Annotated in this window: 17 protein-coding genes and 4 pseudogenes; 18 read left to right on the forward strand and 3 right to left on the reverse strand. The window is 45.8% G+C overall.

Annotation, left to right across the window (positions count from 1 at the left end):
- Nucleotides 1–27: 27 nt before the first annotated feature.
- Nucleotides 28–1,341, forward strand: a complete 1,314-nt coding sequence (aceA, locus tag UA76_RS17115) for an isocitrate lyase (RefSeq protein WP_047048633.1) — start codon at nucleotides 28–30, stop codon at nucleotides 1,339–1,341.
- Between the two features lie 65 nt (nucleotides 1,342–1,406).
- Here the strand turns inward: aceA and UA76_RS17120 are convergent, their stop codons facing one another.
- Both UA76_RS17120 and UA76_RS17125 read right to left on the reverse strand, forming a co-directional pair.
- Nucleotides 1,407–3,347 carry a HAMP domain-containing methyl-accepting chemotaxis protein gene (locus UA76_RS17120; RefSeq protein WP_047048635.1) on the reverse strand — a complete coding sequence of 647 codons (1,941 nt, stop codon included), beginning with the start codon at nucleotides 3,345–3,347 and terminating at the stop codon, nucleotides 1,407–1,409.
- A 248-nt stretch (nucleotides 3,348–3,595) separates the two neighbouring features.
- Nucleotides 3,596–4,039, reverse strand: coding sequence for a CBS domain-containing protein (locus UA76_RS17125; protein WP_047048637.1), 444 nt, complete (start codon nucleotides 4,037–4,039; stop codon nucleotides 3,596–3,598).
- Nucleotides 4,040–4,567: 528 nt separating this feature from the next.
- Between UA76_RS17125 and queA the strand changes: the two are divergent.
- The 5 genes and pseudogenes from queA to secF all read left to right on the forward strand — a co-directional run bounded on the left by queA (nucleotide 4,568) and on the right by secF (nucleotide 10,190).
- Nucleotides 4,568–5,619 (forward strand): annotated as a pseudogene (queA, locus tag UA76_RS17130) (tRNA preQ1(34) S-adenosylmethionine ribosyltransferase-isomerase QueA).
- 150 nt (nucleotides 5,620–5,769) lie between these two features.
- Nucleotides 5,770–6,900 carry a tRNA guanosine(34) transglycosylase Tgt gene (tgt, locus tag UA76_RS17135; RefSeq protein ID WP_047048638.1) on the forward strand — a complete coding sequence of 377 codons (1,131 nt, stop codon included), beginning with the start codon at nucleotides 5,770–5,772 and terminating at the stop codon, nucleotides 6,898–6,900.
- A gap of 123 nt (nucleotides 6,901–7,023) precedes the next feature.
- Nucleotides 7,024–7,353 carry a preprotein translocase subunit YajC gene (gene yajC / locus UA76_RS17140; RefSeq protein WP_047048639.1) on the forward strand — a complete coding sequence of 110 codons (330 nt, stop codon included), beginning with the start codon at nucleotides 7,024–7,026 and terminating at the stop codon, nucleotides 7,351–7,353.
- 19 nt (nucleotides 7,354–7,372) lie between these two features.
- Nucleotides 7,373–9,229: a protein translocase subunit SecD gene (gene secD / locus UA76_RS17145; protein ID WP_075202593.1), complete on the forward strand. Its 1,857-nt coding sequence runs from the start codon at nucleotides 7,373–7,375 to the stop codon at nucleotides 9,227–9,229.
- A gap of 14 nt (nucleotides 9,230–9,243) precedes the next feature.
- Nucleotides 9,244–10,190: pseudogene (gene secF / locus UA76_RS17150) on the forward strand (protein translocase subunit SecF).
- A 456-nt stretch (nucleotides 10,191–10,646) separates the two neighbouring features.
- Here secF and suhB read toward each other — a convergent pair.
- Nucleotides 10,647–11,450 carry an inositol-1-monophosphatase gene (suhB, locus tag UA76_RS17155; protein WP_047048648.1) on the reverse strand — a complete coding sequence of 268 codons (804 nt, stop codon included), beginning with the start codon at nucleotides 11,448–11,450 and terminating at the stop codon, nucleotides 10,647–10,649.
- Nucleotides 11,451–11,629: 179 nt separating this feature from the next.
- On the opposite strand from suhB, the gene trmJ reads away from it, so the two are divergent.
- From trmJ to rlmN, 12 genes and pseudogenes are all read left to right on the forward strand, one after another.
- Nucleotides 11,630–12,361 (forward strand): tRNA (cytosine(32)/uridine(32)-2'-O)-methyltransferase TrmJ, encoded by a 732-nt coding sequence (trmJ, locus tag UA76_RS17160; protein ID WP_047048739.1) that lies wholly within the window; start codon nucleotides 11,630–11,632, stop codon nucleotides 12,359–12,361.
- A gap of 113 nt (nucleotides 12,362–12,474) precedes the next feature.
- Nucleotides 12,475–12,981, forward strand: a complete 507-nt coding sequence (iscR, locus tag UA76_RS17165) for a Fe-S cluster assembly transcriptional regulator IscR (protein WP_047048651.1) — start codon at nucleotides 12,475–12,477, stop codon at nucleotides 12,979–12,981.
- A 27-nt stretch (nucleotides 12,982–13,008) separates the two neighbouring features.
- A complete protein-coding gene (locus tag UA76_RS17170; protein WP_047048654.1) occupies nucleotides 13,009–14,223 on the forward strand; it encodes an IscS subfamily cysteine desulfurase in 1,215 nt (404 codons plus the stop codon).
- 51 nt (nucleotides 14,224–14,274) lie between these two features.
- The gene (gene iscU, locus UA76_RS17175; protein WP_047048658.1) at nucleotides 14,275–14,655 is read left to right on the forward strand and encodes a Fe-S cluster assembly scaffold IscU; all 381 of its coding nucleotides are present in this window, start codon (nucleotides 14,275–14,277) and stop codon (nucleotides 14,653–14,655) included.
- A 67-nt stretch (nucleotides 14,656–14,722) separates the two neighbouring features.
- On the forward strand, nucleotides 14,723–15,046 hold the full coding sequence (gene iscA / locus UA76_RS17180) for an iron-sulfur cluster assembly protein IscA (RefSeq protein ID WP_047048661.1): 324 nt from the start codon (nucleotides 14,723–14,725) through the stop codon (nucleotides 15,044–15,046).
- Nucleotides 15,047–15,108: 62 nt separating this feature from the next.
- Nucleotides 15,109–15,624, forward strand: coding sequence for a co-chaperone HscB (gene hscB, locus UA76_RS17185; protein ID WP_047048664.1), 516 nt, complete (start codon nucleotides 15,109–15,111; stop codon nucleotides 15,622–15,624).
- A gap of 22 nt (nucleotides 15,625–15,646) precedes the next feature.
- Nucleotides 15,647–17,498: pseudogene (hscA, locus tag UA76_RS17190) on the forward strand (Fe-S protein assembly chaperone HscA).
- Nucleotides 17,499–17,511: 13 nt separating this feature from the next.
- Complete coding sequence (gene fdx, locus UA76_RS17195) at nucleotides 17,512–17,850, forward strand: ISC system 2Fe-2S type ferredoxin (RefSeq protein WP_047048666.1); 339 nt, start codon at nucleotides 17,512–17,514, stop codon at nucleotides 17,848–17,850.
- Nucleotides 17,851–17,975: 125 nt separating this feature from the next.
- Nucleotides 17,976–18,170 (forward strand): Fe-S cluster assembly protein IscX, encoded by a 195-nt coding sequence (gene iscX / locus UA76_RS17200; RefSeq protein ID WP_047048669.1) that lies wholly within the window; start codon nucleotides 17,976–17,978, stop codon nucleotides 18,168–18,170.
- A 211-nt stretch (nucleotides 18,171–18,381) separates the two neighbouring features.
- Nucleotides 18,382–19,674, forward strand: a pseudogene (pepB, locus tag UA76_RS17205) (aminopeptidase PepB).
- 68 nt (nucleotides 19,675–19,742) lie between these two features.
- Nucleotides 19,743–20,174, forward strand: coding sequence for a nucleoside-diphosphate kinase (gene ndk, locus UA76_RS17210; RefSeq protein ID WP_047048671.1), 432 nt, complete (start codon nucleotides 19,743–19,745; stop codon nucleotides 20,172–20,174).
- 249 nt (nucleotides 20,175–20,423) lie between these two features.
- Entirely contained in the window at nucleotides 20,424–21,548 is a 1,125-nt protein-coding gene (rlmN, locus tag UA76_RS17215) for a dual-specificity RNA methyltransferase RlmN (RefSeq protein ID WP_047048674.1), read from the forward strand.
- The last annotated feature ends 209 nt before the right edge of the window (nucleotides 21,549–21,757 follow it).

The following is a 21,757-nucleotide window of genomic DNA, read 5'->3' on the forward strand; positions in this document are numbered from 1 at the left end:
ACGCCGCACTAATAAGAGGGAAAGACCATGACACTAACTCGCCGTCAACAAATTGAAGCATTAGAGAAAGACTGGGCAACGAATCCACGTTGGAAAAACGTGAAGCGTACTTACACTGCAGAGGAAGTTGTCGACCTACGCGGCTCAATGGTGCCTGCAAATACCATTGCGCAGCGCGGTGCGGACAAACTATGGTCATTGGTCAATGGCTCATCGAAAAAAGGCTATGTGAACTGTTTGGGTGCACTGACAGGTGGTCAGGCAGTTCAGCAAGCAAAAGCAGGAATTGAAGCGATTTATCTGTCAGGCTGGCAAGTAGCTGCGGATAACAACACCGCCTCAACCATGTATCCAGACCAATCGTTGTACCCAGTTGATTCGGTACCGTCAGTAGTAAAACGCATTAACAACTCATTCCGCCGTGCAGACCAAATTCAATGGGCAGGTGGTAAAACGCCAGAAGATGAAGGTGGTATTGATTACTTCCTACCAATCGTGGCGGATGCAGAAGCAGGCTTTGGCGGTGTTCTTAATGCTTATGAGCTGATGAAGAATATGATTGAATCTGGTGCTGCAGGTGTTCACTTTGAAGACCAACTCGCTTCAGTGAAAAAGTGTGGTCACATGGGCGGGAAAGTACTGGTTCCGACCCAAGAAGCGGTTCAGAAACTGACGGCTGCGCGTCTAGCAGCAGATGTAGCAGGCACGACGACTTTAGTCATTGCTCGTACCGATGCGAATGCAGCAGACCTGTTGACTTCAGATTGCGACCCATACGATCGTGACTTTATTGAGGGTGAGCGTACTCAAGAAGGTTTCTATCGTGTTCGTGCGGGTATCGACCAAGCAATTTCTCGCGGCTTAGCGTACGCACCGTATGCAGACCTTATTTGGTGTGAAACGGCAACACCGTGTCTTGAAGAAGCGCGTAAGTTTGCAGAAGCAATTCATGCCCAATACCCAGATCAACTCTTGGCATATAACTGTTCTCCTTCATTCAACTGGGAGAAGAACTTGGATGCGGACACCATCGCCAAGTTCCAACAAGAATTGGCAGACATGGGTTACAAATACCAATTCATTACACTAGCGGGTATCCACAACATGTGGTTCAACATGTTTGAACTAGCACATGCGTATGCACAAGGTGAAGGTATGCGTCACTACGTTGAGAAAGTACAACGCCCTGAGTTCGAAGCAGCAGAAAAAGGCTATACCTTCGTTGCGCACCAACAAGAGGTGGGTACGGGTTACTTCGATCGCATGACGAATACCATTCAAGGTGGTAATAGTTCAGTAACAGCGTTGACTGGCTCAACAGAAGAAGATCAATTCAAGTAATTGGTAGCATAACGAGCAAAAAGAGCAGCGTAAGCTGCTCTTTTTATTGTCGGTGTATTTTTGCTTTAGAGTTTGAAGAAACTCAATAGCTCTTTTTGTTTAACTGCCAATGATGACATCTCTTCACTGGCTTTCTTACTTTGCTGGACGCCAGACACGTTTTGGTTAACCAAATCAAACGTATGTGAAACGTTCTCTGAGATATCTTGAGTTACGCCAGATTGTTCCTCAGAAGCCGTAGCAACTTGAGTGTTCATATCCGAAATCAAGGTGACTGAGTTAGTAATCGCAGCAAACGCGGCTCTTAATTGCTCACTGTAATTGCGAGAGTCTTCGGCAAGAGATAAGTTTGATTGCATGAACTGGTTGGCGTCTTTGGCTTGTTCTTGCAGCCTTGAGATGATCTCTTGAATATCCACCGTCGACTGTTGCGTCTTCGCGGCGAGCGATCGCACTTCGTCAGCTACTACTGCAAATCCGCGGCCTTGCTCACCGGCGCGAGCAGCTTCGATAGCGGCGTTAAGAGCCAGAAGGTTGGTCTGCTCTGAAATGGAGTTGATTACTTCTACTACAGTACCAATCTCGACCGAGTACTCTTGCAACTGATTGACAATTTTAGATGTTTCATCAATCGAGCTCTCTACTTTACGTGAGACTTCATCTGATGAATCCAACGAGCGACTGCCTTCTTGTACATTGTTGGACGCATCGGATGCGGCGGTCTCTGCATTGGCCGCGTTGTTACTCACTTCACTAGCAGTACTCGACAGCTCACTGATGGCCGTAGAAATCTGCTCCATCTGACTAAGCTCTTGCTGCGCGTTATTCTCGGTGGTTGTCATTAGAGAGGCGAGCTCATTGGCTTCGGAGGTCACGCGGTCGGAGATTTGGTGGAAGCCCTCAATAATACGGCGCAATTCTAAACGCATTTGCAGAATATTGGCGTAAATCCCGGTCTCTTTGCCTGTGACCTCAATATTGGAAGAAAGATCACCAGAGGCAACTTCTGCCACTATCTCTTGAATGTCGCTTGGTTCACCGCCAACCACTTTCAATACGCTGCGATAAATCGCAATGGCAATCGCAAGTGCAATGGCAATAACAATAATCGACATGACGCTAAGAATGACTTGAGCACTGTTAAAGCGGTCTACCATCGCAGGCCCTAACTTGTCTTGCTCCGATTTCGTTGCCAGCTTGATCTCTTCGATAGTTCCTGCCGCTGAGGCACCAACAACGTCTAACGTTCCAGCAATAATGCCATTTCTGGTATTGATGGTTTCTACGACAGAGGTGAAAGTATCTCGATAAACTTCAAAGGCGTCGACCATTTCGCTTTTCGTCGCTTTTTGCGTAGAGCTTCTGAGTTTTGAAGTGACTTCACGAGAAATATTGGCGACATAATCGAACTCTTTGTATGCGCGATCGGCGTCCGATTGATCATTGGTGGTGAGAAACTTGGAGGCGTATAGACGAGCGAGAAGTATGTGTTGTTGCAGCTTACCAGCGATGACAGCAACCTCTAAATCATTCTCGGCCGCCGCTTGCTCCATCAAATTCGTGACCGCTTTACGCATGGTGAGGCCGGATGGATCGAGCTGTTCTTTTACTAATACATTGCGTTGACTGATTAGATTGGTGACTTCAGAGAAGCCCTGCCTGTATTGCCTTAGCTGATCTTGGATCGAAACAAAGTCGTTTTTGTGAATGTCATCAATGTGAGAGTCGAGCACTTGTTGAATCAATTGAAGAGACGTATCAAGGCGTTTGTTCAGTTCATCGATATTTTTAGCATCTGTATTTTTGATGTATTTCAATGCTGCCAAGCGAGCTTCAAGAATGTTGGCCTGAATTCGACCTGTTGACACGCTGGTCAGCGCGAGCCCGCGGTAAGAATTGAAACCATCACTGGATTGGTAGAAACGATATGAGGCGACAACGGATATCACTAAGATAAGCCCTAGGATAACGCCAAATCCTAAGGTTAATAATTTCTTTAAGCTCATACCAACTCCCTCTGTGTGTTTATGGATTACTAAGCCTGAAACTGACGGGATAGGGAACGTTATTAATATAAGAGTAGATAAAGTATAAACGAGATAAATGAGCTTGCACGGTTAGAGCGTATAAAATCAGCAAGTTCAGGAAAAAGCCCCTCTAAAGTGGTAGGCACTCTTCACTGTCTAAACGTGTCTCGATACCACTTCTCATCCCTGAGATTCGGTCTGTAAAAGTCAAAGCTAACAACCGACTATTACAATCCGGTTTCTATTGGTTCGACTTCTTCTTGGAGTTCTAATAAATTGATTGCGATAGCGACGAAGTCACTGTCTGTGATAATGCCAACCAACTTATTGTCCTCTACCACAGGTAAGCAACCAATTTTGTGCTTCTGCATGTACATCGCGCTCTGCTTTAACCCTGCTTTTGGTGTGACGGTACTAATGCTGTCGTGCATGAGCTCATTGAGGGGAGTATTAAGCGTGTATGACTGATCTTTGGGAAGCTTCTGTAGGCTTGACTCTTGCGCGGCTAGAACGTCTCGCTGCGTGACTATACCTAACAAGTGCGTTTGTTCATCAACGATAGGAATATGACGAATATCCAGCGCTTCCATCATGTCTTTTGCATCGGATAAAGTGTGTGAACGTAACAAGGTGTGCGGGTTCCTTGTCATCATATCTTCGACCTTAATCATGCTGACCTCCTGCTTTTTATTGGTATAGTTTTACTATAGATTCTTTCTCCTTTTTTAAATGCGACCTAGTTCGTTTTGCACGCTATTTTCCCAAGAATTCGACCTAAACTTGATCTATACCCAAGTGACTTCAAGATGCAGGATTCAGAGCGTTGTCATGGGTTCAAGTTCAAGGCAAATGACGCTGCGGAATAACGGGTTCTTTCCAAGTCATTTAACGTAGAAATTGAATCCGTGACATGCTCCCGAAGGGCGAGTTTTCCTAGCTTGCACACTTTGTTAACGATTCTCAATTTAGAACCACTAGATTGTCGAATCGTTGCCGCGTCTGCAAACTAGGCAATTCTCGCTGAACCACGTATCTTGAGGTTACTTGGGTATAAGTTATTTGTCTCACTTGTTGCAGTTGTAAACAATTTTCTAGGGCTAATACCTATTGACAAACCTTGCTATTAAATTCAGGGAATCTATACTGTTCGGCTGCGCAAAATAGCGGATTTTTTCACTTAATCAGGCACGACGAAAACCATGCAAGTTTCAGATTTTCACTTTGATCTTCCCGATGAGCTTATTGCTCGATACCCGCAACCAGAACGCACTGCGAGCCGTTTACTGCAGTTAAATGGCAATAGCGGTGAACTTACGGATGGCACGTTTAAAGATGTGCTTGATCAAGTACAGCCGGGTGACTTGATGGTATTCAATAACACTCGTGTTATTCCAGCTCGTATTTTTGGCCGTAAAGTGTCTGGCGGTAAGCTCGAAGTATTGGTTGAGCGAATGATTGATAACAAGAGCATCTTAGCTCATGTTCGCTGTTCAAAATCGCCAAAGCCGGGAACGACTTTGTTCTTAGGTGAAAATGATGAATACCAAGCGGAAATGGTCGCTCGACACGATGCGCTGTTTGAAATCCGCTTCGACTCAGACCGAGCAGTGCTAGACATTCTTAATGATGTTGGCCACATGCCACTGCCGCCCTATATCGACCGCCAGATGAAGATAGCGATAAAGAGCGTTATCAAACGGTTTACAACGCTAAACCGGGTGCGGTAGCGGCGCCAACGGCAGGCTTGCACTTTGATGATGCATTGATGGAAGCGTTAAAAGAAAAAGGTGTTGAACTTGCGTACGTGACTCTGCACGTTGGTGCGGGTACATTCCAGCCAGTAAAAGTCGACAACATCAACGACCATCACATGCACGCCGAGTACGTTGAAGTACCGCAAGAAGTGGTTGAAGCTATTGCTTCTACGAAAGCGCGTGGCGGACGTATCATCGCAGTGGGCACAACATCGGTTCGCTCGCTAGAGAGCGCAGCGCAAGATGCATTGAAAAACGGTACCGAGCTGGTGCCATTCTTCGGTGATACCGAAATCTTCATCTACCCGGGTTATGAATACCAGTTAGTGGATTGCTTGATTACCAACTTCCACTTGCCAGAATCAACACTCATCATGTTAGTGAGTGCATTTGCCGGTTATGAGAATACTATGAACGCGTATAAGCATGCGGTAGAAAACCAGTATCGTTTCTTCTCTTATGGCGATTCAATGTTCATCCAAAAGAGAACGGCATAACTAAGATCAACAGACCCTGTAATTTACGAGTGCTAGCATTACGCTAGGAGATAGGTAGGCCTATTTCTCGCAAGGAACGAGCGACCGCTCCACTTTGGGCTAACGCCCACAATTAAACGTCAGACTGTTTCTCTGACAATCGGAGGCTTCGTGAAACTTCAATACGAACTTAAAAAAACAAACGGTAATGCTCGTCGTGGTCAACTGACTTTCGAACGTGGCACAGTTCAAACCCCTGCATTCATGCCAGTTGGTACCTACGGTACTGTTAAAGGTATGACGCCTGAGGAAGTAAAAGGCACAGGTGCAGAAATCTTACTGGGCAACACATTCCACCTATGGTTGCGCCCTGGTCAAGAAGTGATGAAAATGCACGGTGACCTGCACGATTTCATGAACTGGCATGGCCCAATCCTGACTGATTCAGGCGGTTTCCAAGTATTTAGCTTGGGCGCGATGCGTAAGATCACTGAAGAGGGTGTTCATTTCCGTAACCCGGTAAACGGTGACAAGATTTTCATGGACGCAGAAAAGTCGATGGAAATTCAAAAAGACCTAGGTTCAGACATCGTAATGATCTTCGATGAGTGTACGCCATACCCAGCGACGCACGATGAAGCTAAGAAATCGATGGAAATGTCACTACGTTGGGCTCAACGCTCTCGTGACCATTTTGATGAATTAGAGAACCCAAATAACCTATTTGGTATCGTTCAGGGTGGTGTGTACGAAGATTTGCGTGATGTATCTGTTAAAGGCCTCACTGACATCGGTTTTGATGGCTATGCGGTTGGCGGCCTTGCGGTAGGCGAACCAAAAGAGGACATGCACCGAATCCTTGAGCACACGTGTCCACAGCTACCTGAAGATAAGCCTCGCTACCTAATGGGTGTGGGCAAACCGGAAGACCTTGTAGAAGGTGTTCGCCGTGGTATCGACATGTTTGACTGTGTAATGCCTACGCGAAATGCACGTAATGGCCATCTATTTGTGACTAACGGTGTGATCAAGATCCGTAATGCGAAACATAAAACAGACACAACCCCTCTAGATCCAGAGTGTGACTGTTACACTTGCCAAAACTACTCTAAGTCGTACTTACACCACTTAGATCGTTGTAATGAAATTCTTGGCGCTCGTCTAAATACGATTCACAACCTTCGCCATTATCAACGTCTGATGGAAGGCATTCGCAAGTCGATTGATGAAGATCGCTTTGATGAGTTCGTTGAAGAGTTTTACGCAAACTTAGGTCGTGAAGTACCGCCGTTAGGTCAATAATTATTCACCTAGTCGAAGTTTTTGAGAGGTCGCTCTCTTTATAGGGCGGCCGTTGCTTGAAATTAAAGGCTTAATCCCAATTTGTTGGTTTATTAATAAAAATAGTTACAGAGGATATTTTTAATGTTTATTTCTCAGGCTCACGCTGCAGCAGAAGGCGCACCAGCTGGTGGTGGTTTCGAAATGATTATCATGCTTGGTATGTTCGCGGTCATCTTCTACTTCATGATCTACCGCCCACAAGCAAAACGTGTAAAAGAGCACAAGAACCTAATGTCTTCTATGGGCAAGGGTGATGAAGTTCTAACAAGCGGTGGCCTAGTAGGTAAGATTACTAAGATCGCTGAAGACAACGATTACATCACAATCGAGCTTAACTCAAACAACGAAGTAGTGATCAAGAAAGACTTCGTTACTGCAGTGCTACCAAAAGGTACGCTTAAATCTCTATAAACAGTAGAGGGGCCTCGCTGTGCTAAACCGTTATCCATTATGGAAGTACTTGATGGTGATTATAACGATCGCTGTCGCTGCTTTGTACGCACTTCCAAATATCTACGGTGAAGATCCAGCAGTTCAAGTTACAGGGGCGCGTGGCGCCTCTGTTGATCTGTCAACGCTGGACACTGTCACCAAAGCTCTTGAAAAAGAGTCTCTCACTCATAAATCTATTGCTCTCGAAAACGGCTCTATCTTCGTACGCTTCAACGACACCGATACTCAAATCAGTGCGCGTGACATCATCAGCGAAGCCGTTGGTAGCGACAAAATTGTTGCCCTAAACTTAGCACCCGCGACTCCAGATTGGTTAGAAGCGATTGGCGGCGCGCCAATGAAGCTAGGTCTTGACCTACGTGGCGGTGTTCACTTCTTGATGGAAGTGGATATGGACGCAGCGATGGAGAAGTTGGTTACCCAACAAGAAGAAGCATTCCGTAGTGAACTTCGTGAAGAGCGTATTCGTTACCGCTCAATTCGCCCATCGGGTAAAGATTCTGTTGAAGTATTACTGCGTGATGCTGAGCAGTTAGCAGATGCTAAGCGAGTTCTAGAGTCTAAGCACCCTGACATGACTTTTGTTGATTCGGACTCAAATGGCCGTTTTGCACTAACAGCAAGCTTCCGAGAAGAGCGTCTTCAAGAGATCCGCAACTACGCGGTTAACCAGAACATCACGATTCTACGTAACCGTGTAAACGAACTGGGTGTTGCTGAGCCACTGGTTCAACGTCAAGGTGCAAGCCGTATTGTGGTTGAGCTTCCTGGTGTTCAAGACACTGCTCGCGCGAAAGAGATCCTTGGTGCGACAGCAACGCTAGAGTTCCGCGAAGTTGACGATAAAGCTGACCTTTCAGCTGCAGCCTCTGGCCGCGCGCCAGCAGGTAGCGATATCAAACAAGATCGCGATGGCCGACCTGTTGTTGTTAAGAAACGTGTAATTCTTGGCGGTTCAAGCATCACAGACGCAAGCTCAAGTGTTGATGAATATGGTCGCCCGCAAGTTAACATCTCACTAGATAGTGAAGGTGGTAACAAGATGTCTGCGTTCTCTCGCCAGAACATCGGTAAGCTAATGGCTACCGTATTTGCTGAGTACAAAGACAGTGGCCGTAAAACGCCAGAAGGCCGTGTGATTTTAACTAAACACGAAGAAGTAATTAACCAAGCGACGATTCAGTCTGCACTTGGCCGTAACTTCCGTATCACAGGTATTGATTCAGCTGCCGAAGCGCACAACCTAGCACTTCTACTGCGTGCTGGTGCACTGATTGCGCCTATCTCGATTGTTGAAGAGCGTACGATTGGTCCATCTATGGGTCAACAGAACATCGATATGGGTATCAAGGCATGTATCTACGGCATGATTGCTGTAATGCTGTTTACACTGATGTACTACCGTAAGTTTGGCCTTATTGCTAACGTTGCATTGATGGTGAACTTAGTTCTTATCATTGGCGTGATGTCGATGATTCCAGGTGCCACGATGACGCTGCCGGGTATTGCCGGTATCGTACTGACGGTCGGTATGGCGGTCGATGCCAACGTACTGATCTTCGAGCGGATACGTGAAGAGCTTAGAGAGGGGCGTAACCCACAACAAGCGATTCACCAAGGTTACGCAAACGCGTTCAGTACCATTGCTGATGCAAACATCACTACGCTGATTACAGCGATCATTCTGTTTGCTGTCGGTACTGGTGCAATCAAAGGTTTCGCGGTAACTCTGTCTATCGGTATCTTAACCTCTATGTTTACTGCCATCATTGGTACACGTTGTGTCGTGAACCTAATGTACGGCGGCAAACGCGTAGATAAACTGTCGATCTAAGGCTAGGAATTATTATGTTTCAAATTCTAAAAGCAGATAAAGCGATCGACTTTATGCGTTGGTCGAAAGTCGCTTTTGCACTTTCTATCTTGGCTATTGGCGCATCTATCTTTACGCTTTCAACCAAGTGGTTGAACTGGGGGCTAGATTTCACAGGCGGTACCTTGATTGAGGTAGGTTTTGAACAGCTGCAAATCTTGATCAAATTCGTGAAGCACTTGACGCGGAAGGCTTTGGCGACGCAACCGTTCAGAACTTTGGTTCGGCACGTGATGTGATGGTTCGCTTGCGCCCGCGTGAAGGTGTGGCAGGTGAAACTCTAGGCAATCAAATTCTAAATGCAATTAAAGACGGTACTGGCGAAAGCGTAGAAATGCGCCGTATCGAGTTCGTTGGCCCTAACGTGGGTGATGAGCTAACAGAAGCGGGCGGTCTTGCGATCCTTGTGTCTCTTATCTGTATCTTGATTTACGTTTCAATGCGATTTGAGTGGCGTTTGGCGGCCGGTGCGGTAATGGCACTAACCCACGACGTAATCATCACTCTGGGTATCTTCTCGCTTCTACAGGTTGAAGTTGACCTGACGATTGTTGCGGCATTGCTGACGGTAGTAGGTTACTCACTCAACGATACCATCGTTGTATTTGACCGTATTCGTGAGAACTTCCGTAAGATGCGTAAAGGCGAGCCAGTGGATGTTATGAACAACTCTGTGACACAAACACTGAGCCGTACTTTGATTACGTCTGGTACGACTTTGTTCGTAGTCATTGCTCTGTTTACACAGGGCGGTGCGATGATTCACGGTTTTGCTCTCGCACTACTATTGGGTATCACAGTCGGTACTTACTCTTCTATCTACGTTGCATCCGCACTAGCACTTAATCTTGGTGTGAGCAAAGAGCACCTGATGCCACCACAAGTGGAGAAGGAAGGCGAAGAGTTCGAAGAGATGCCTTAACGAACATTTCCGTTCTAGTAAAAACCGCTGCCAATGCAGCGGTTTTTTTATGTCTTGAGCGCCAACTTCGTATTTAGGGCGTGTTGCTCTTTCGTGGTTAAATTTTGTTCGAGATAAAATCGTTTTAGGCGCGGCGAAGGCTATGTAGCTAGTCATTCTAAGCAAATAGTCTTCAACAAAGCATAGAACGATTTTAGCCGAACCCTTCGGGCAGTCTTTGTGGTTCATTTCTACTGCGTTATCAGCTTTTCATGTAGGCTAGCTACACATCAAAGCCTCTACCTTGTATAAATTTTCCACAAAGTGCTGCAAAAATCAGCTCGAAAGATCAACACGCCCTAGTCAGCATAAACAAAAAGCCCTCATGCGTGAGCATGAGGGCTTTTGGGGAATCAGCGTGACGGGCTATTGATTACTTAGCTATCTGTTTCTAACAGATGCTAAGTCAGGACTCTATTACTTCAGAATCGCAGAGTTACCGTTTTCACGGATGTGCTTAAGCATAGACTTAACGCCACGAGCGCTTGAAGCAACGATGTTGCCAGAAGTCATGTAGTCAGTACCGCCAGCGAAGTCTGTTAGGATTGCACCTGCTTCACGTGCAATAAGCTCACCAGCAGCTAGGTCCCAAGGCTTAAGACCAAGCTCGAAGTAACCATCAACGCGGCCAGCTGCTAGGTAACATAGGTCAAGAGCAGCAGAACCTTGGCGACGGAAATCCGCACAGTCTACGAATAGAGAAGACATGATCTTGAAGTAAGATTCGGAGTGTTGCTTCTGCTTGAATGGGAAGCCTGTCGCTAGAACAGTGCCTTGCAGATCTTTAAGCTGCTTAACACGGATACGAGCGTTGTTTAGCTGTGCACCTGCACCACGTTGAGCCGTGAACAGTTCGTTAAGCATTGGATCGTATACACAAGCAACTTCAGTTTTGCCTTTGATACGAACAGCGATAGATACAGAGAAGTGAGGCAAACCTTTTACAAAGTTTGTCGTTCCATCCAGTGGGTCGATGATCCATTGTACGTCGCTATCTTTACCTTCAATAAGGCCGTTCTCTTCAGCAACGATTGAGTGCTCTGGGTAAGAGTTCTTGATCGTATCAATGATGATAGCTTCTGCTTCTTTGTCTACGTTAGTAACAAAGTCATTTGTACCTTTCTGAGTTGATTCGATTTTCTCAGAGTTTTCTAGCGATTTTGCAATATGATTGCCTGCTTTTCGCGCAGCGCGAATAGCAATGTTTAGCATTGGATGCATACAAGTTTTCCCAACGGATGTTAAAGAACGAAAAAGCGGGCGGCAGTATACCAAAGTTATTGGAAAAGGGAAGTGGTTATTTTTTGAACTTTCAAAGTGAGTTTATCAAAGGGTCTGACCATTTTACTCAGGTATGTGATAATATCGCTCGGTTATTAATAGTGTGTTGGTTTTTGGTTATGTTAGACAACGTGAAAGTTGTATTGGTGGGCACATCTCACTCCGGAAATATTGGCTCAGCGGCACGAGCGATGAAAGTGATGGGGCTGACTCAAATGGTTCTTGTTGACCCACAATGTGAGGTTGATGATCAAGCCCTAGCTTTGGCTGCAGGCGCCGGTGACATAGCCAGTAACGCACAAATTGTTTCGACTCTAGAAGAAGCGGTTGAAGACTGTGGTTTAGTGGTTGGGTCAAGTGCACGTTCAAGAACGTTAGAATGGCCAATGCTTGAACCGCGTGAGTGTGGTGAAAAGTTTGCCCAAGAAGGCAAGAATCACCCAGTTGCGTTGGTGTTTGGCCGCGAGCGTACAGGCTTAACCAATGAAGAGCTACAGAAGTGTCACTATCACGTTTGTATTCCGGCTAACCCAGAATACAGTTCATTGAATCTTGCTATGGCCGTGCAAACGTTAAGTTATGAAGTACGTGTTGCGCACCTAAACGATGTTGAAAGCCAGTACTCTGCTCCAGACGAGATTGAGTATCCGCGCCATCAAGAACTCGAAATGTTCTACGAACACCTTGAAAAAGTGATGCTTAATACCCATTTTATCAGTAAGGAAAAGCCAGGCCAGGTGCTGAACAAACTAAGACGTTTGTTTAGCCGAGCTAGGCCTGAGTCTCAAGAAATCAATATCTTACGTGGTGTTTTAACTGCAGTTGAGAAAACAATAGAGAACAAAAAATAACCACTTATAGTGAGTGGTTAAATACCTGACTATTTTAGTCAAATAAATACTTGACCATTTTAGTCGGGTATGAAAGAATTCCTTCCACATAAACGATGTGGATATGGTGTTATATGAGACTTACATCTAAAGGAAGATATGCGGTGACGGCGATGCTTGACGTGGCGCTTCACTCGCAGCAAAACCCAGTACCATTGGCGGATATTTCAGAGCGCCAAGGGATCTCACTGTCATACCTTGAGCAGCTTTTTTCGAAATTAAGAAAAGCAGGCTTGGTTGCTAGTGTACGTGGTCCTGGTGGTGGTTATCGTCTTGGCGCAGATGCCAACACCATAGCTATCGGAACAGTTATTTCAGCAGTCGATGAGTCGGTTGATGCAACAAAATGTAGTGGTAAAGGAGACTGCAACGGCGGTTCTCGTTGCCTTACACACACACTTTGGCGTGATTTGAGTTCACGTATCAGTGACTTCCTGAACAACATTACTCTTGGTGAGTTAATGGTGGATAACGAAGTATTGGAAATCACTGAACGCCAAGACATCATCTTGGCGGCAAATCATGAATTTGCAAACAATAATAGAAGCACCCACACAATTGGTGCCAATGTTCGCTCTTAGCGGCAATGTTTTACATTGGAGTAGATAATGAAACTGCCTATTTATTTTGATTATTCAGCGACTTGTCCTGTAGACCCGCGCGTTGCTGAAAAAATGGTTCAGTACATGACTATGGATGGTACTTTTGGTAACCCAGCGTCACGTTCTCACCGCTATGGTTGGCAGGCAGAAGAAGCAGTCGACACTGCTCGTGAGCAAATTGCAGATTTACTGAATGCCGATCCACGCGAGATCGTATTCACATCTGGCGCAACAGAATCAAACAACCTTGCTATCAAAGGTGCAGCGCACTTCTATGGTAAGAAAGGTAAGCACGTTATTACCTGTAAAACTGAGCACAAAGCGGTTCTTGACCCTTGTCGTCAGCTAGAGCGCGAAGGCTACGAGGTGACTTACCTTGAGCCTGAGTCAAACGGCATCATCGACCTAAACAAGCTGCAAGATGCGATGCGTGAAGATACGGTTCTTGTTTCTATCATGCACGTAAACAACGAGATCGGTGTTATCCAAGATATCTCAGCTATCGGCGAATTGTGTCGTGAACGCAAGATCATCTTCCACGTTGATGCGGCTCAGTCTGCAGGTAAACTGCCAATTGACGTACAAGAGATGAAAGTTGACCTTATCTCAATGTCTGCACACAAAATCTACGGCCCTAAGGGTATTGGTGCACTATACGTTCGCCGTAAGCCACGTATTCGCCTAGAAGCGCAGATGCACGGTGGTGGTCATGAGCGTGGTTTCCGTTCTGGCACACTTCCGACTCACCAGATCGTAGGTATGGGTGAAGCGTTCCGCGTAGCAAAAGAAGATATGCAAAAAGATCTTGAGCACGCTAAAACACTTCGTGACCGTCTACTTGATGGCATCAAAGATATGGAAGCTGTGACAATTAACGGCGACCTAGATCAGCGTCTAGCAAACAACCTAAACGTTAGCTTTGCATTTGTAGAAGGTGAATCTCTACTGATGTCGCTGAAAGACCTTGCAGTATCTTCAGGTAGTGCATGTACTTCAGCAAGCTTAGAGCCATCGTACGTACTTCGTGCTTTGGGTCTAGATGATGAGTTAGCACACAGTTCAGTTCGTTTCTCATTCGGTCGCTTTACAACCGCGGAAGAAGTGGACTACGCAGTAGAACAAATTCGCGTAGCAGTGAACAAGCTACGTGACATGTCTCCTCTATGGGATATGTACAAAGAAGGGGTTGACCTAAGCACAGTTGAGTGGGCGCACCACTAATTGGCCTAAGGCTTATCCAGGGATAGAACTAGAGGATTCGAGGTATATATTATGGCTTATAGCGAAAAAGTAATTGATCACTACGAGAACCCACGTAACGTTGGTTCTTTCGATAAAGAAGACCCAACAGTAGGTAGCGGCATGGTTGGTGCACCTGCTTGTGGTGACGTAATGAAGCTGCAAATCAAGGTAACGCCAGAAGGCATTATTGAAGATGCAAAGTTCAAAACATACGGTTGCGGTAGTGCAATCGCTTCTAGCTCACTGGTTACTGAGTGGGTTAAAGGCAAGAGCGTAGACGAAGCCGCTGCTATCAAGAACTCTGAAATTGCAGAAGAGCTTGAGTTACCACCAGTAAAGGTACACTGCTCAATTCTTGCAGAAGATGCAATTAAAGCAGCAGTTGCTGACTACAAAAAGAAAAACGATTAAGTTGATTTAGGGAGAACCCTTTCTCCCTCTTTATTTAGATTATTAACCAAGAAGACCAAGGTGCAGTATGGCCATAACAATGACAGAAACAGCAGCAAGCCGAGTTAGATCTTTCCTCGATAATCGTGGCAAAGGTATTGGATTGCGATTGGGCGTAAAAACCACTGGCTGTTCGGGTATGGCATACGTTCTTGAGTTTGTTGATGAGCTGAATGAAGAAGACGAAGTTTTCGAGCACTCTGGCGTTAAAGTTATCATTGACCCTAAGAGCTTAGTTTACTTAGATGGCACCGAGCTAGACTACGTAAAAGAAGGCTTAAACGAAGGTTTTGAGTTCAACAACCCAAATGCGAAAGGCGAATGTGGTTGTGGCGAAAGCTTCAACGTTTAATTGATCGTATGTGTCACTCTAGGCACTGGCCTAGAGTGCGTTAATCTAGGGCCGACGTCTCCATGAATCACTTTGAATTATTTGGGCTACCATGTCAGTTTAAGCTGGATGGTAGCCTTCTTTCTTCGCAGTTCCGAGAACTGCAAAAGCGTTTCCACCCAGATAACTTTGCGACGGCCTCTGAACGAGATCGTCTGCTGGCGGTTCAAAAAGCCGCACAAATCAACGACGCCTACCAAATATTGAAGAACCCTATTTCTCGCAGTGAGTATCTACTTGCTGAAAATGGTGTCGATATTCGAAGCGAACAGCAAACCATGCAAGACCCGATGTTTCTTATGGAACAGATGGAGTTGCGTGAAGAACTAGAATCGATCGCATCTAAAGAAGATGCAGAAGATCTGCTGTTTGATTTCGAATCTAAGGTGAGCAAAATGTATAAACAACATCTTGCCTTAGTAGAACAAGAACTGGATGGACAACAATGGCCACAAGCTGCCGATCGCGTAAGAAAGCTGAAATTTATCGCTAAACTGAATCGTGAAATAGAGCAAGTTGAAGACAACTTACTCGGCTAGTTTGAATTATAAGGATTAATCAATGGCGTTACTCCAAATTGCTGAACCGGGTCAGAGCAGTGCCCCCACGAACACAAGCTGGCAGCGGGCATCGATCTTGGGACAACCAACTCGTTAGTGGCGAGTGTCCGTAGCGGTGAAGCAAAAACACTTAATGATGAGCAAAACAGAGCAATTCTTCCTTCAGTAGTGAATTACGCTGCTGAAGACTTATTGACTGGTCATGATGCGCGCGCATTAGCGCAAACTGATCCGGTGAATACTGTGATTTCAGTGAAGCGATTAATTGGTCGCTCTTTGGAAGATATCCAATCTCGCTACCCATCACTTCCTTACCAATTTAGAGCAAGTGATAACGGCCTGCCGATCATTGAAACAGCGCAAGGTGACAAAAACCCTATCCAAGTGTCTGCAGACATTCTTAAGTCACTTGGTGCGAGAGCAGAAAGCACACTTGGTGGCGAACTAGCAGGCGTTGTGATTACCGTCCCTGCGTATTTCGATGATGCGCAACGTGCTGGCACCAAAGACGCGGCTAACCTAGCGGGTCTGCATGTTCTTAGACTGCTTAACGAACCTACCGCGGCGGCTATCGCTTACGGCTTAGATTCGGCCAAGAAGGCGTGATTGCTGTTTATGATTTGGGTGGCGGTACATTTGATATCTCGATTCTACGTTTGTCGAAAGGCGTGTTTGAGGTACTAGCAACAGGCGGTGACTCTGCTTTAGGTGGCGACGATTTCGACCATTTGGTTGCTGACTACCTGCTAGAACAGATTGGCTTGTCGGCTCCACTGAGTGCTGAGCAAAATCGTGAGCTTCTAGATGCAGCAACTGCTGCGAAAATCGCACTGTCTGATTCAGATGAAGCGCAAGTCGAAGCTTTGGGTTGGAGTGGTACGTTAACCAAGTCTCAGTTCGAAGACATTATTCGCCCACTCGTGAAGAAGACGTTGATGTCTTGCCGCCGAGCATTGAAAGATGCAGAAGTGGATTCGGAAGAAGTCATGGAAGTGGTGATGGTTGGGGGTTCAACTCGTACGCCGCTTGTTCGTGAAATGGTGGGTGACTTCTTCGGTCGCACTCCGCTAACGAGCATTAACCCTGATGAAGTGGTTGCGATTGGTGCTGCCATTCAAGCGGACATCCTAGCGGGCAACAAACCAGACTCTGAAATGTTGCTACTGGACGTGATTCCGCTATCACTGGGTATCGAGACCATGGGTGGTTTGGTTGAGAAAATCATTCCACGTAACACCACAATTCCAGTCGCTCGCGCTCAAGAATTTACTACCTTCAAAGATGGCCAAACGGCGATGACAGTGCACACAGTGCAAGGTGAGCGTGAAATGGTCGATGACTGCCGTTCACTGGCTCGTTTTGCATTGAAAGGCATTCCTCCAATGGCCGCTGGTGCTGCGCATATCCGCGTAACTTACCAAGTTGATGCAGACGGTTTACTGTCTGTAACCGCGATGGAAAAGAGCACTGGTGTTCAAGCTGAGATTCAGGTTAAACCGTCTTACGGTTTAAGTGACGATGAAGTGGCGAACATGCTCAAAGATTCGATGACTTATGCGAAAGATGACATGCAGGCTCGCGCACTTGCTGAGCAGCGTGTTGAAGCGGATCGAGTGATTGAAGGCCTAATCGCTGCCATGCAAGCCGATGGTGATGAGCTTCTTTCGGACGAAGAGAAACAACAGTTAGTCAAAGTACTGGAAGCTCTTATTGAGCTTCGCAACGGTGACGATGTTGCTGCGATTGAGCAGGGCATCAAAGATACAGATAAGGCGAGCCAAGAGTTTGCTTCTCGTCGTATGGATAAATCGATTCGAGCTGCGCTATCAGGCCAGTCGGTAGATGATATTTAAGAGATAACACGTTATGCCTAAAATTATTGTATTGCCTCATGAAGACCTATGCCCAGAAGGTGCGGTATTAGAAGCGCAAGAAGGTCAAACAGTCCTAGATGTAGCACTTAAAGCGGGTATCGGCATCGAGCATGCTTGTGAGAAGTCGTGTGCGTGTACAACTTGTCACGTAGTGATTCGCGAAGGTTTTGATTCACTTGAAGAGAGTGATGAACTAGAAGACGACATGCTCGACAAAGCTTGGGGCTTAGAACCTGAGTCTCGTTTGGGCTGCCAAGCTAAAGTGACTGATGAAGATCTTGTCGTAGAGATTCCAAAGTACACACTGAACCACGCGTCTGAAGATCACTAATCACTTTTGATCTGCAGTAGCTATTTTTCAGTAGTAGCTTATGGTCAGTATTAGCTAAGATAACTAATAAAGAGGCGCTGTAATAAGCGCCTTTACTGTGTAGCGATGAGATAAGGAAATAGATGATGAAGTGGACTGATTCACGAGATATTGCTATTGAACTGTGCGACATGTATCCGGATGTCGACCCTAAGAATGTTCGTTTTACCGATTTACATCAATGGATACTCGATCTAGAAGATTTTGACGATGAGCCCAATCGCTCAAATGAAAAGATCCTAGAAGCTGTCATCCTTTGCTGGATGGATGAAATGGATTAATGACACGAGTTTAAAAATATCGTGCAGTTAACAAAATGAATCAAAAAAGCGGACCAAAAGGTCCGTTTTTTTTTCAAATTGACATCTTGAGCCTACATAATGCTAACATTCGTGGGTTATTCCAAAATATGGCGCTAGCGCCAGATAGAACAACCAAAAATAAAGCCGATAAATGGCGCATAGCATAAAAGATAAAAAGACAGGAGAGACCATGTCTACACAGATGTCAGTTTTCATCAGTCATCAACCCGCTGCTGCTCAATGGGGTGAGAAAGCCATCCTTTCATTTTCCGACAATGGTGCAATCATCCATATTGGTGTTGGCCATGACTTAGGCGCGATTCAACAAGCGGGCCGTAAGTTGGATAATCAAGGTGTTCGCGCAGCAAACCTTCAAGGGGAAGGTTGGGATTTAGAAGCCGTTTGGGCATTCTACCAGGCTACCGTAATCCAAAGAAACACAACTCAGTAGAGTGGGCCGAACTGGCTGAAGAAGAGCAATCTGAATTAAACGCGCGCATCAAGGCATCAGATTGGACTCGTGACATTATCAACAAGCCAGCGGAAGAAGTTGCACCAAGACAGCTGGCGACGATGGCGGCAGAGTTTATTAAGTCTGTTGCGCCAAAAGGCACAGTTAAAGCAAAAATCGTTAAAGACAAAGATCTCCTAACAGAAGGTTGGGAAGGCATTTATGCGGTAGGTCGTGGCTCTGAGCGCACGTCTGCGATGCTGCAATTAGACTACAACCCAACGGGTGATGAGAGTGCGCCAGTGTTTGCGTGTCTTGTGGGTAAAGGCATAACGTTTGACTCTGGCGGTTACAGCATCAAGCCTTCGGGCTTCATGACTGCAATGAAAGCAGACATGGGCGGTGCAGGTACAATCACAGGTGGTCTTGGCCTTGCATCATGCGTGGCTTGAATAAGCGCGTTAAATTGATCCTTTGCTGTGCAGAGAACATGATCTCTGGTCGAGCCTTGAAATTAGGCGACATCATTACCTACAAAAACGGTAAGACTGTTGAGATTATGAATACCGATGCAGAAGGCCGTTTGGTATTGGCAGATGGTCTTATCTACGCAAGTGAGCAGAACCCTGAACTTATCATCGATTGTGCGACTCTAACGGGTGCGGCGAAGAACGCATTGGGTAATGACTACCATGCACTGATGAGCTTTGACGATGAGCTTTCACACCAAGCGCTGACTGCAGCAAATCAGGAGAAAGAGGCTTGTGGCCACTGCCTCTTGCTGATTTCCACCGTGGCATGCTGCCTTCATCATTTGCTGACCTATCTAACATCAGCAGCGGTGATTACAGCCCAGGCGCAAGTACAGCTGCGGCATTCCTTTCTTACTTTGTTGAAGACTACAAGAAAGGTTGGCTCCATTTAGATTGTGCGGGCACTTACCGTAAGTCGGCGACAGACAAGTGGTCTGCAGGTGCGACAGGTATGGGTATTCGCACGCTAGCGGGTTTCATTACTCAGCAAGCAAAATAGATATTTAAGGCCGCCCTGATTTTAGGACGGCCGATATAACAATAAAGCGGTAACTTAAAGGACATCTTATGGCTCTAGAAAGAACTTTTTCTATTATCAAGCCCGACGCGGTGAAACGCGATCTTATCGGTGAAATCTACCACCGTATCGAGAATGCAAATCTGCGCATTATTGCGGCGAAAATGCTTCATCTTAATGATGAGCAAGCTGCAGGCTTTTACGCAGAACATGAAGGCAAACCGTTTTTCGAAGATCTTAAAGAATTTATGACTTCTGGGCCTATCATGGTACAGGTTCTAGAAGGCGAAGATGCAATTGCACGCTACCGTGAGCTAATGGGTAAAACCAACCCAGAAGAAGCGGCGTGTGGCACAATCCGTGCCGATTATGCATTAAGCATGCGTCATAACTCTGTGCATGGCTCAGATAGCCCGGTGTCAGCGGCACGTGAGATTGAATACTTCTTCCCAGAAGCTGAAATTCACCCTCGCAGTGAATAAGCGACTTGGTCGTTAATCTCACTCAATAGTGAGGTAAAAAAATAAGAGTTAAAAACCCGATGTAAAATCGGGTTTTTTTCGTTCTGTGCGAAGAAAATGGGTAAAAATTACCCGTCACTCGAGTTGTATAAAAAATAATCACATTTAATTGAGTAAGTTAAGCTTATCAAGGGGTACAACCTCTTGTTGAAGCTGCGTAAAGGCTGTACAATTCGCGCCCTTATTATTGTTTCACCTTAGAGAGGCATCATGACCACTGAAAAAATCAATCTACTCGATTTTGATCGTAAAGGTTTACGCGAGCTATTTGCCCAAGAGCTCAATGAAAAACCGTTTCGAGCAGAGCAGGTGATGAAGTGGATCTACCATTTTGGTGTAGATGACTTCGATAAGATGACTAACATCAACAAGAAGCTTCGTGAGAAGTTAAAGCACAAATGCGAGATTCGTGCACCTTACGTTTCTGAAGCGCAGCACTCGTCTGACGGCACTATCAAATGGGCAATGCGCGTTGGCGATCAAGATGTGGAAACAGTATATATCCCAGAAGATGATCGCGCGACTTTGTGTGTTTCTTCTCAAGTCGGTTGTGCGCTGGAATGTAAATTCTGTTCTACGGCTCAGCAGGGCTTTAACCGCAATCTAAAAGTGTCTGAAATTATCGGTCAGGTGTGGCGCGCTGCACGTGAAATCGGCTTAGAGAAAGAGACTGGTCGTCGCCCAATTACTAACGTGGTAATGATGGGTATGGGTGAGCCACTTCTTAACATGAAGAACTTGATGCCATCATTAGAGTTAATGCTAGATGATCTCGGCTTTGGTTTGTCTAAACGCCGCGTGACGGTTTCGACTTCGGGTGTTGTTTCTGGTTTGGATCAGATGACTGGCAACATTGATGTGGCACTGGCGATTTCTCTACATGCACCTAATGACAAAGTACGTAGCGATATCATGCCAATTAATGACCGTTGGGATATCCAAGACTTTTTAGCGTCTGTACGTCGTTATATCGCATCATCTAATGCCAACCGTGGCAAGGTAACGGTTGAGTACGTACTGCTGGATCACGTGAATGATGACATGGACCACGCTCGTGAATTAGCGGAGCTGATGAAAGACACGCCATGTAAGATCAACCTGATTCCATTTAACCCATATCCGGGCTCCCCTTATAAAAAGCCAAGTAACTCTCGCATCGATCGCTTCATGAAAACATTGATGCAGTATGATTACACGGTAACAGTACGTAAGACTCGTGGCGACGATATCGATGCAGCATGCGGTCAGCTAGTGGGTGATGTGATCGACCGTACTAAGCGTACTAAACTTAATAAAGCCGCTTCCGGCGAAGTGATCGCGGTTAAAGCGGTATAGAAGATATACAAACAGAACAAGCCAGAGCTCGACTCTGGCTTTTTTGTACTTACATTTTGAAAACCTTTATTGGTACTCGTATGTAAAATTTCGGAAAAACCTTGACCTGCTTGTAATTTCTGGTTCAAGGTCGTGTTGTTTAACTACGAATATCTATTAGAATTGCTAATTAGACTTTTATAGTTATTGGTGCGAATAGGTTCTAAACC

The sequence above is a fragment of the Vibrio mexicanus genome (assembly GCF_001012815.1).
Classification (GTDB): Bacteria; Pseudomonadota; Gammaproteobacteria; order Enterobacterales; family Vibrionaceae; genus Vibrio; species Vibrio mexicanus.

Bases quoted from the DNA above. Each gene is read 5' to 3' on its own strand.
- iscU (WP_047048658.1), top strand. From the start codon at position 14,275: ATGGCTTATAGCGAAAAAGTAATTGATCACTACGAGAACCCACGTAAC.
- yajC (WP_047048639.1), top strand. From the start codon at position 7,024: ATGTTTATTTCTCAGGCTCACGCTGCAGCAGAAGGCGCACCAGCTGGT.
- iscR (WP_047048651.1), top strand. From the start codon at position 12,475: ATGAGACTTACATCTAAAGGAAGATATGCGGTGACGGCGATGCTTGAC.
- suhB (WP_047048648.1), bottom strand. From the start codon at position 11,450: ATGCATCCAATGCTAAACATTGCTATTCGCGCTGCGCGAAAAGCAGGC.
- iscA (WP_047048661.1), top strand. From the start codon at position 14,723: ATGGCCATAACAATGACAGAAACAGCAGCAAGCCGAGTTAGATCTTTC.
- UA76_RS17120 (WP_047048635.1), bottom strand. From the start codon at position 3,347: ATGAGCTTAAAGAAATTATTAACCTTAGGATTTGGCGTTATCCTAGGG.
- UA76_RS17170 (WP_047048654.1), top strand. From the start codon at position 13,009: ATGAAACTGCCTATTTATTTTGATTATTCAGCGACTTGTCCTGTAGAC.
- UA76_RS17125 (WP_047048637.1), bottom strand. From the start codon at position 4,039: ATGATTAAGGTCGAAGATATGATGACAAGGAACCCGCACACCTTGTTA.
- hscB (WP_047048664.1), top strand. From the start codon at position 15,109: ATGAATCACTTTGAATTATTTGGGCTACCATGTCAGTTTAAGCTGGAT.
- iscX (WP_047048669.1), top strand. From the start codon at position 17,976: ATGAAGTGGACTGATTCACGAGATATTGCTATTGAACTGTGCGACATG.
- aceA (WP_047048633.1), top strand. From the start codon at position 28: ATGACACTAACTCGCCGTCAACAAATTGAAGCATTAGAGAAAGACTGG.
- ndk (WP_047048671.1), top strand. From the start codon at position 19,743: ATGGCTCTAGAAAGAACTTTTTCTATTATCAAGCCCGACGCGGTGAAA.
- rlmN (WP_047048674.1), top strand. From the start codon at position 20,424: ATGACCACTGAAAAAATCAATCTACTCGATTTTGATCGTAAAGGTTTA.
- trmJ (WP_047048739.1), top strand. From the start codon at position 11,630: ATGTTAGACAACGTGAAAGTTGTATTGGTGGGCACATCTCACTCCGGA.
- fdx (WP_047048666.1), top strand. From the start codon at position 17,512: ATGCCTAAAATTATTGTATTGCCTCATGAAGACCTATGCCCAGAAGGT.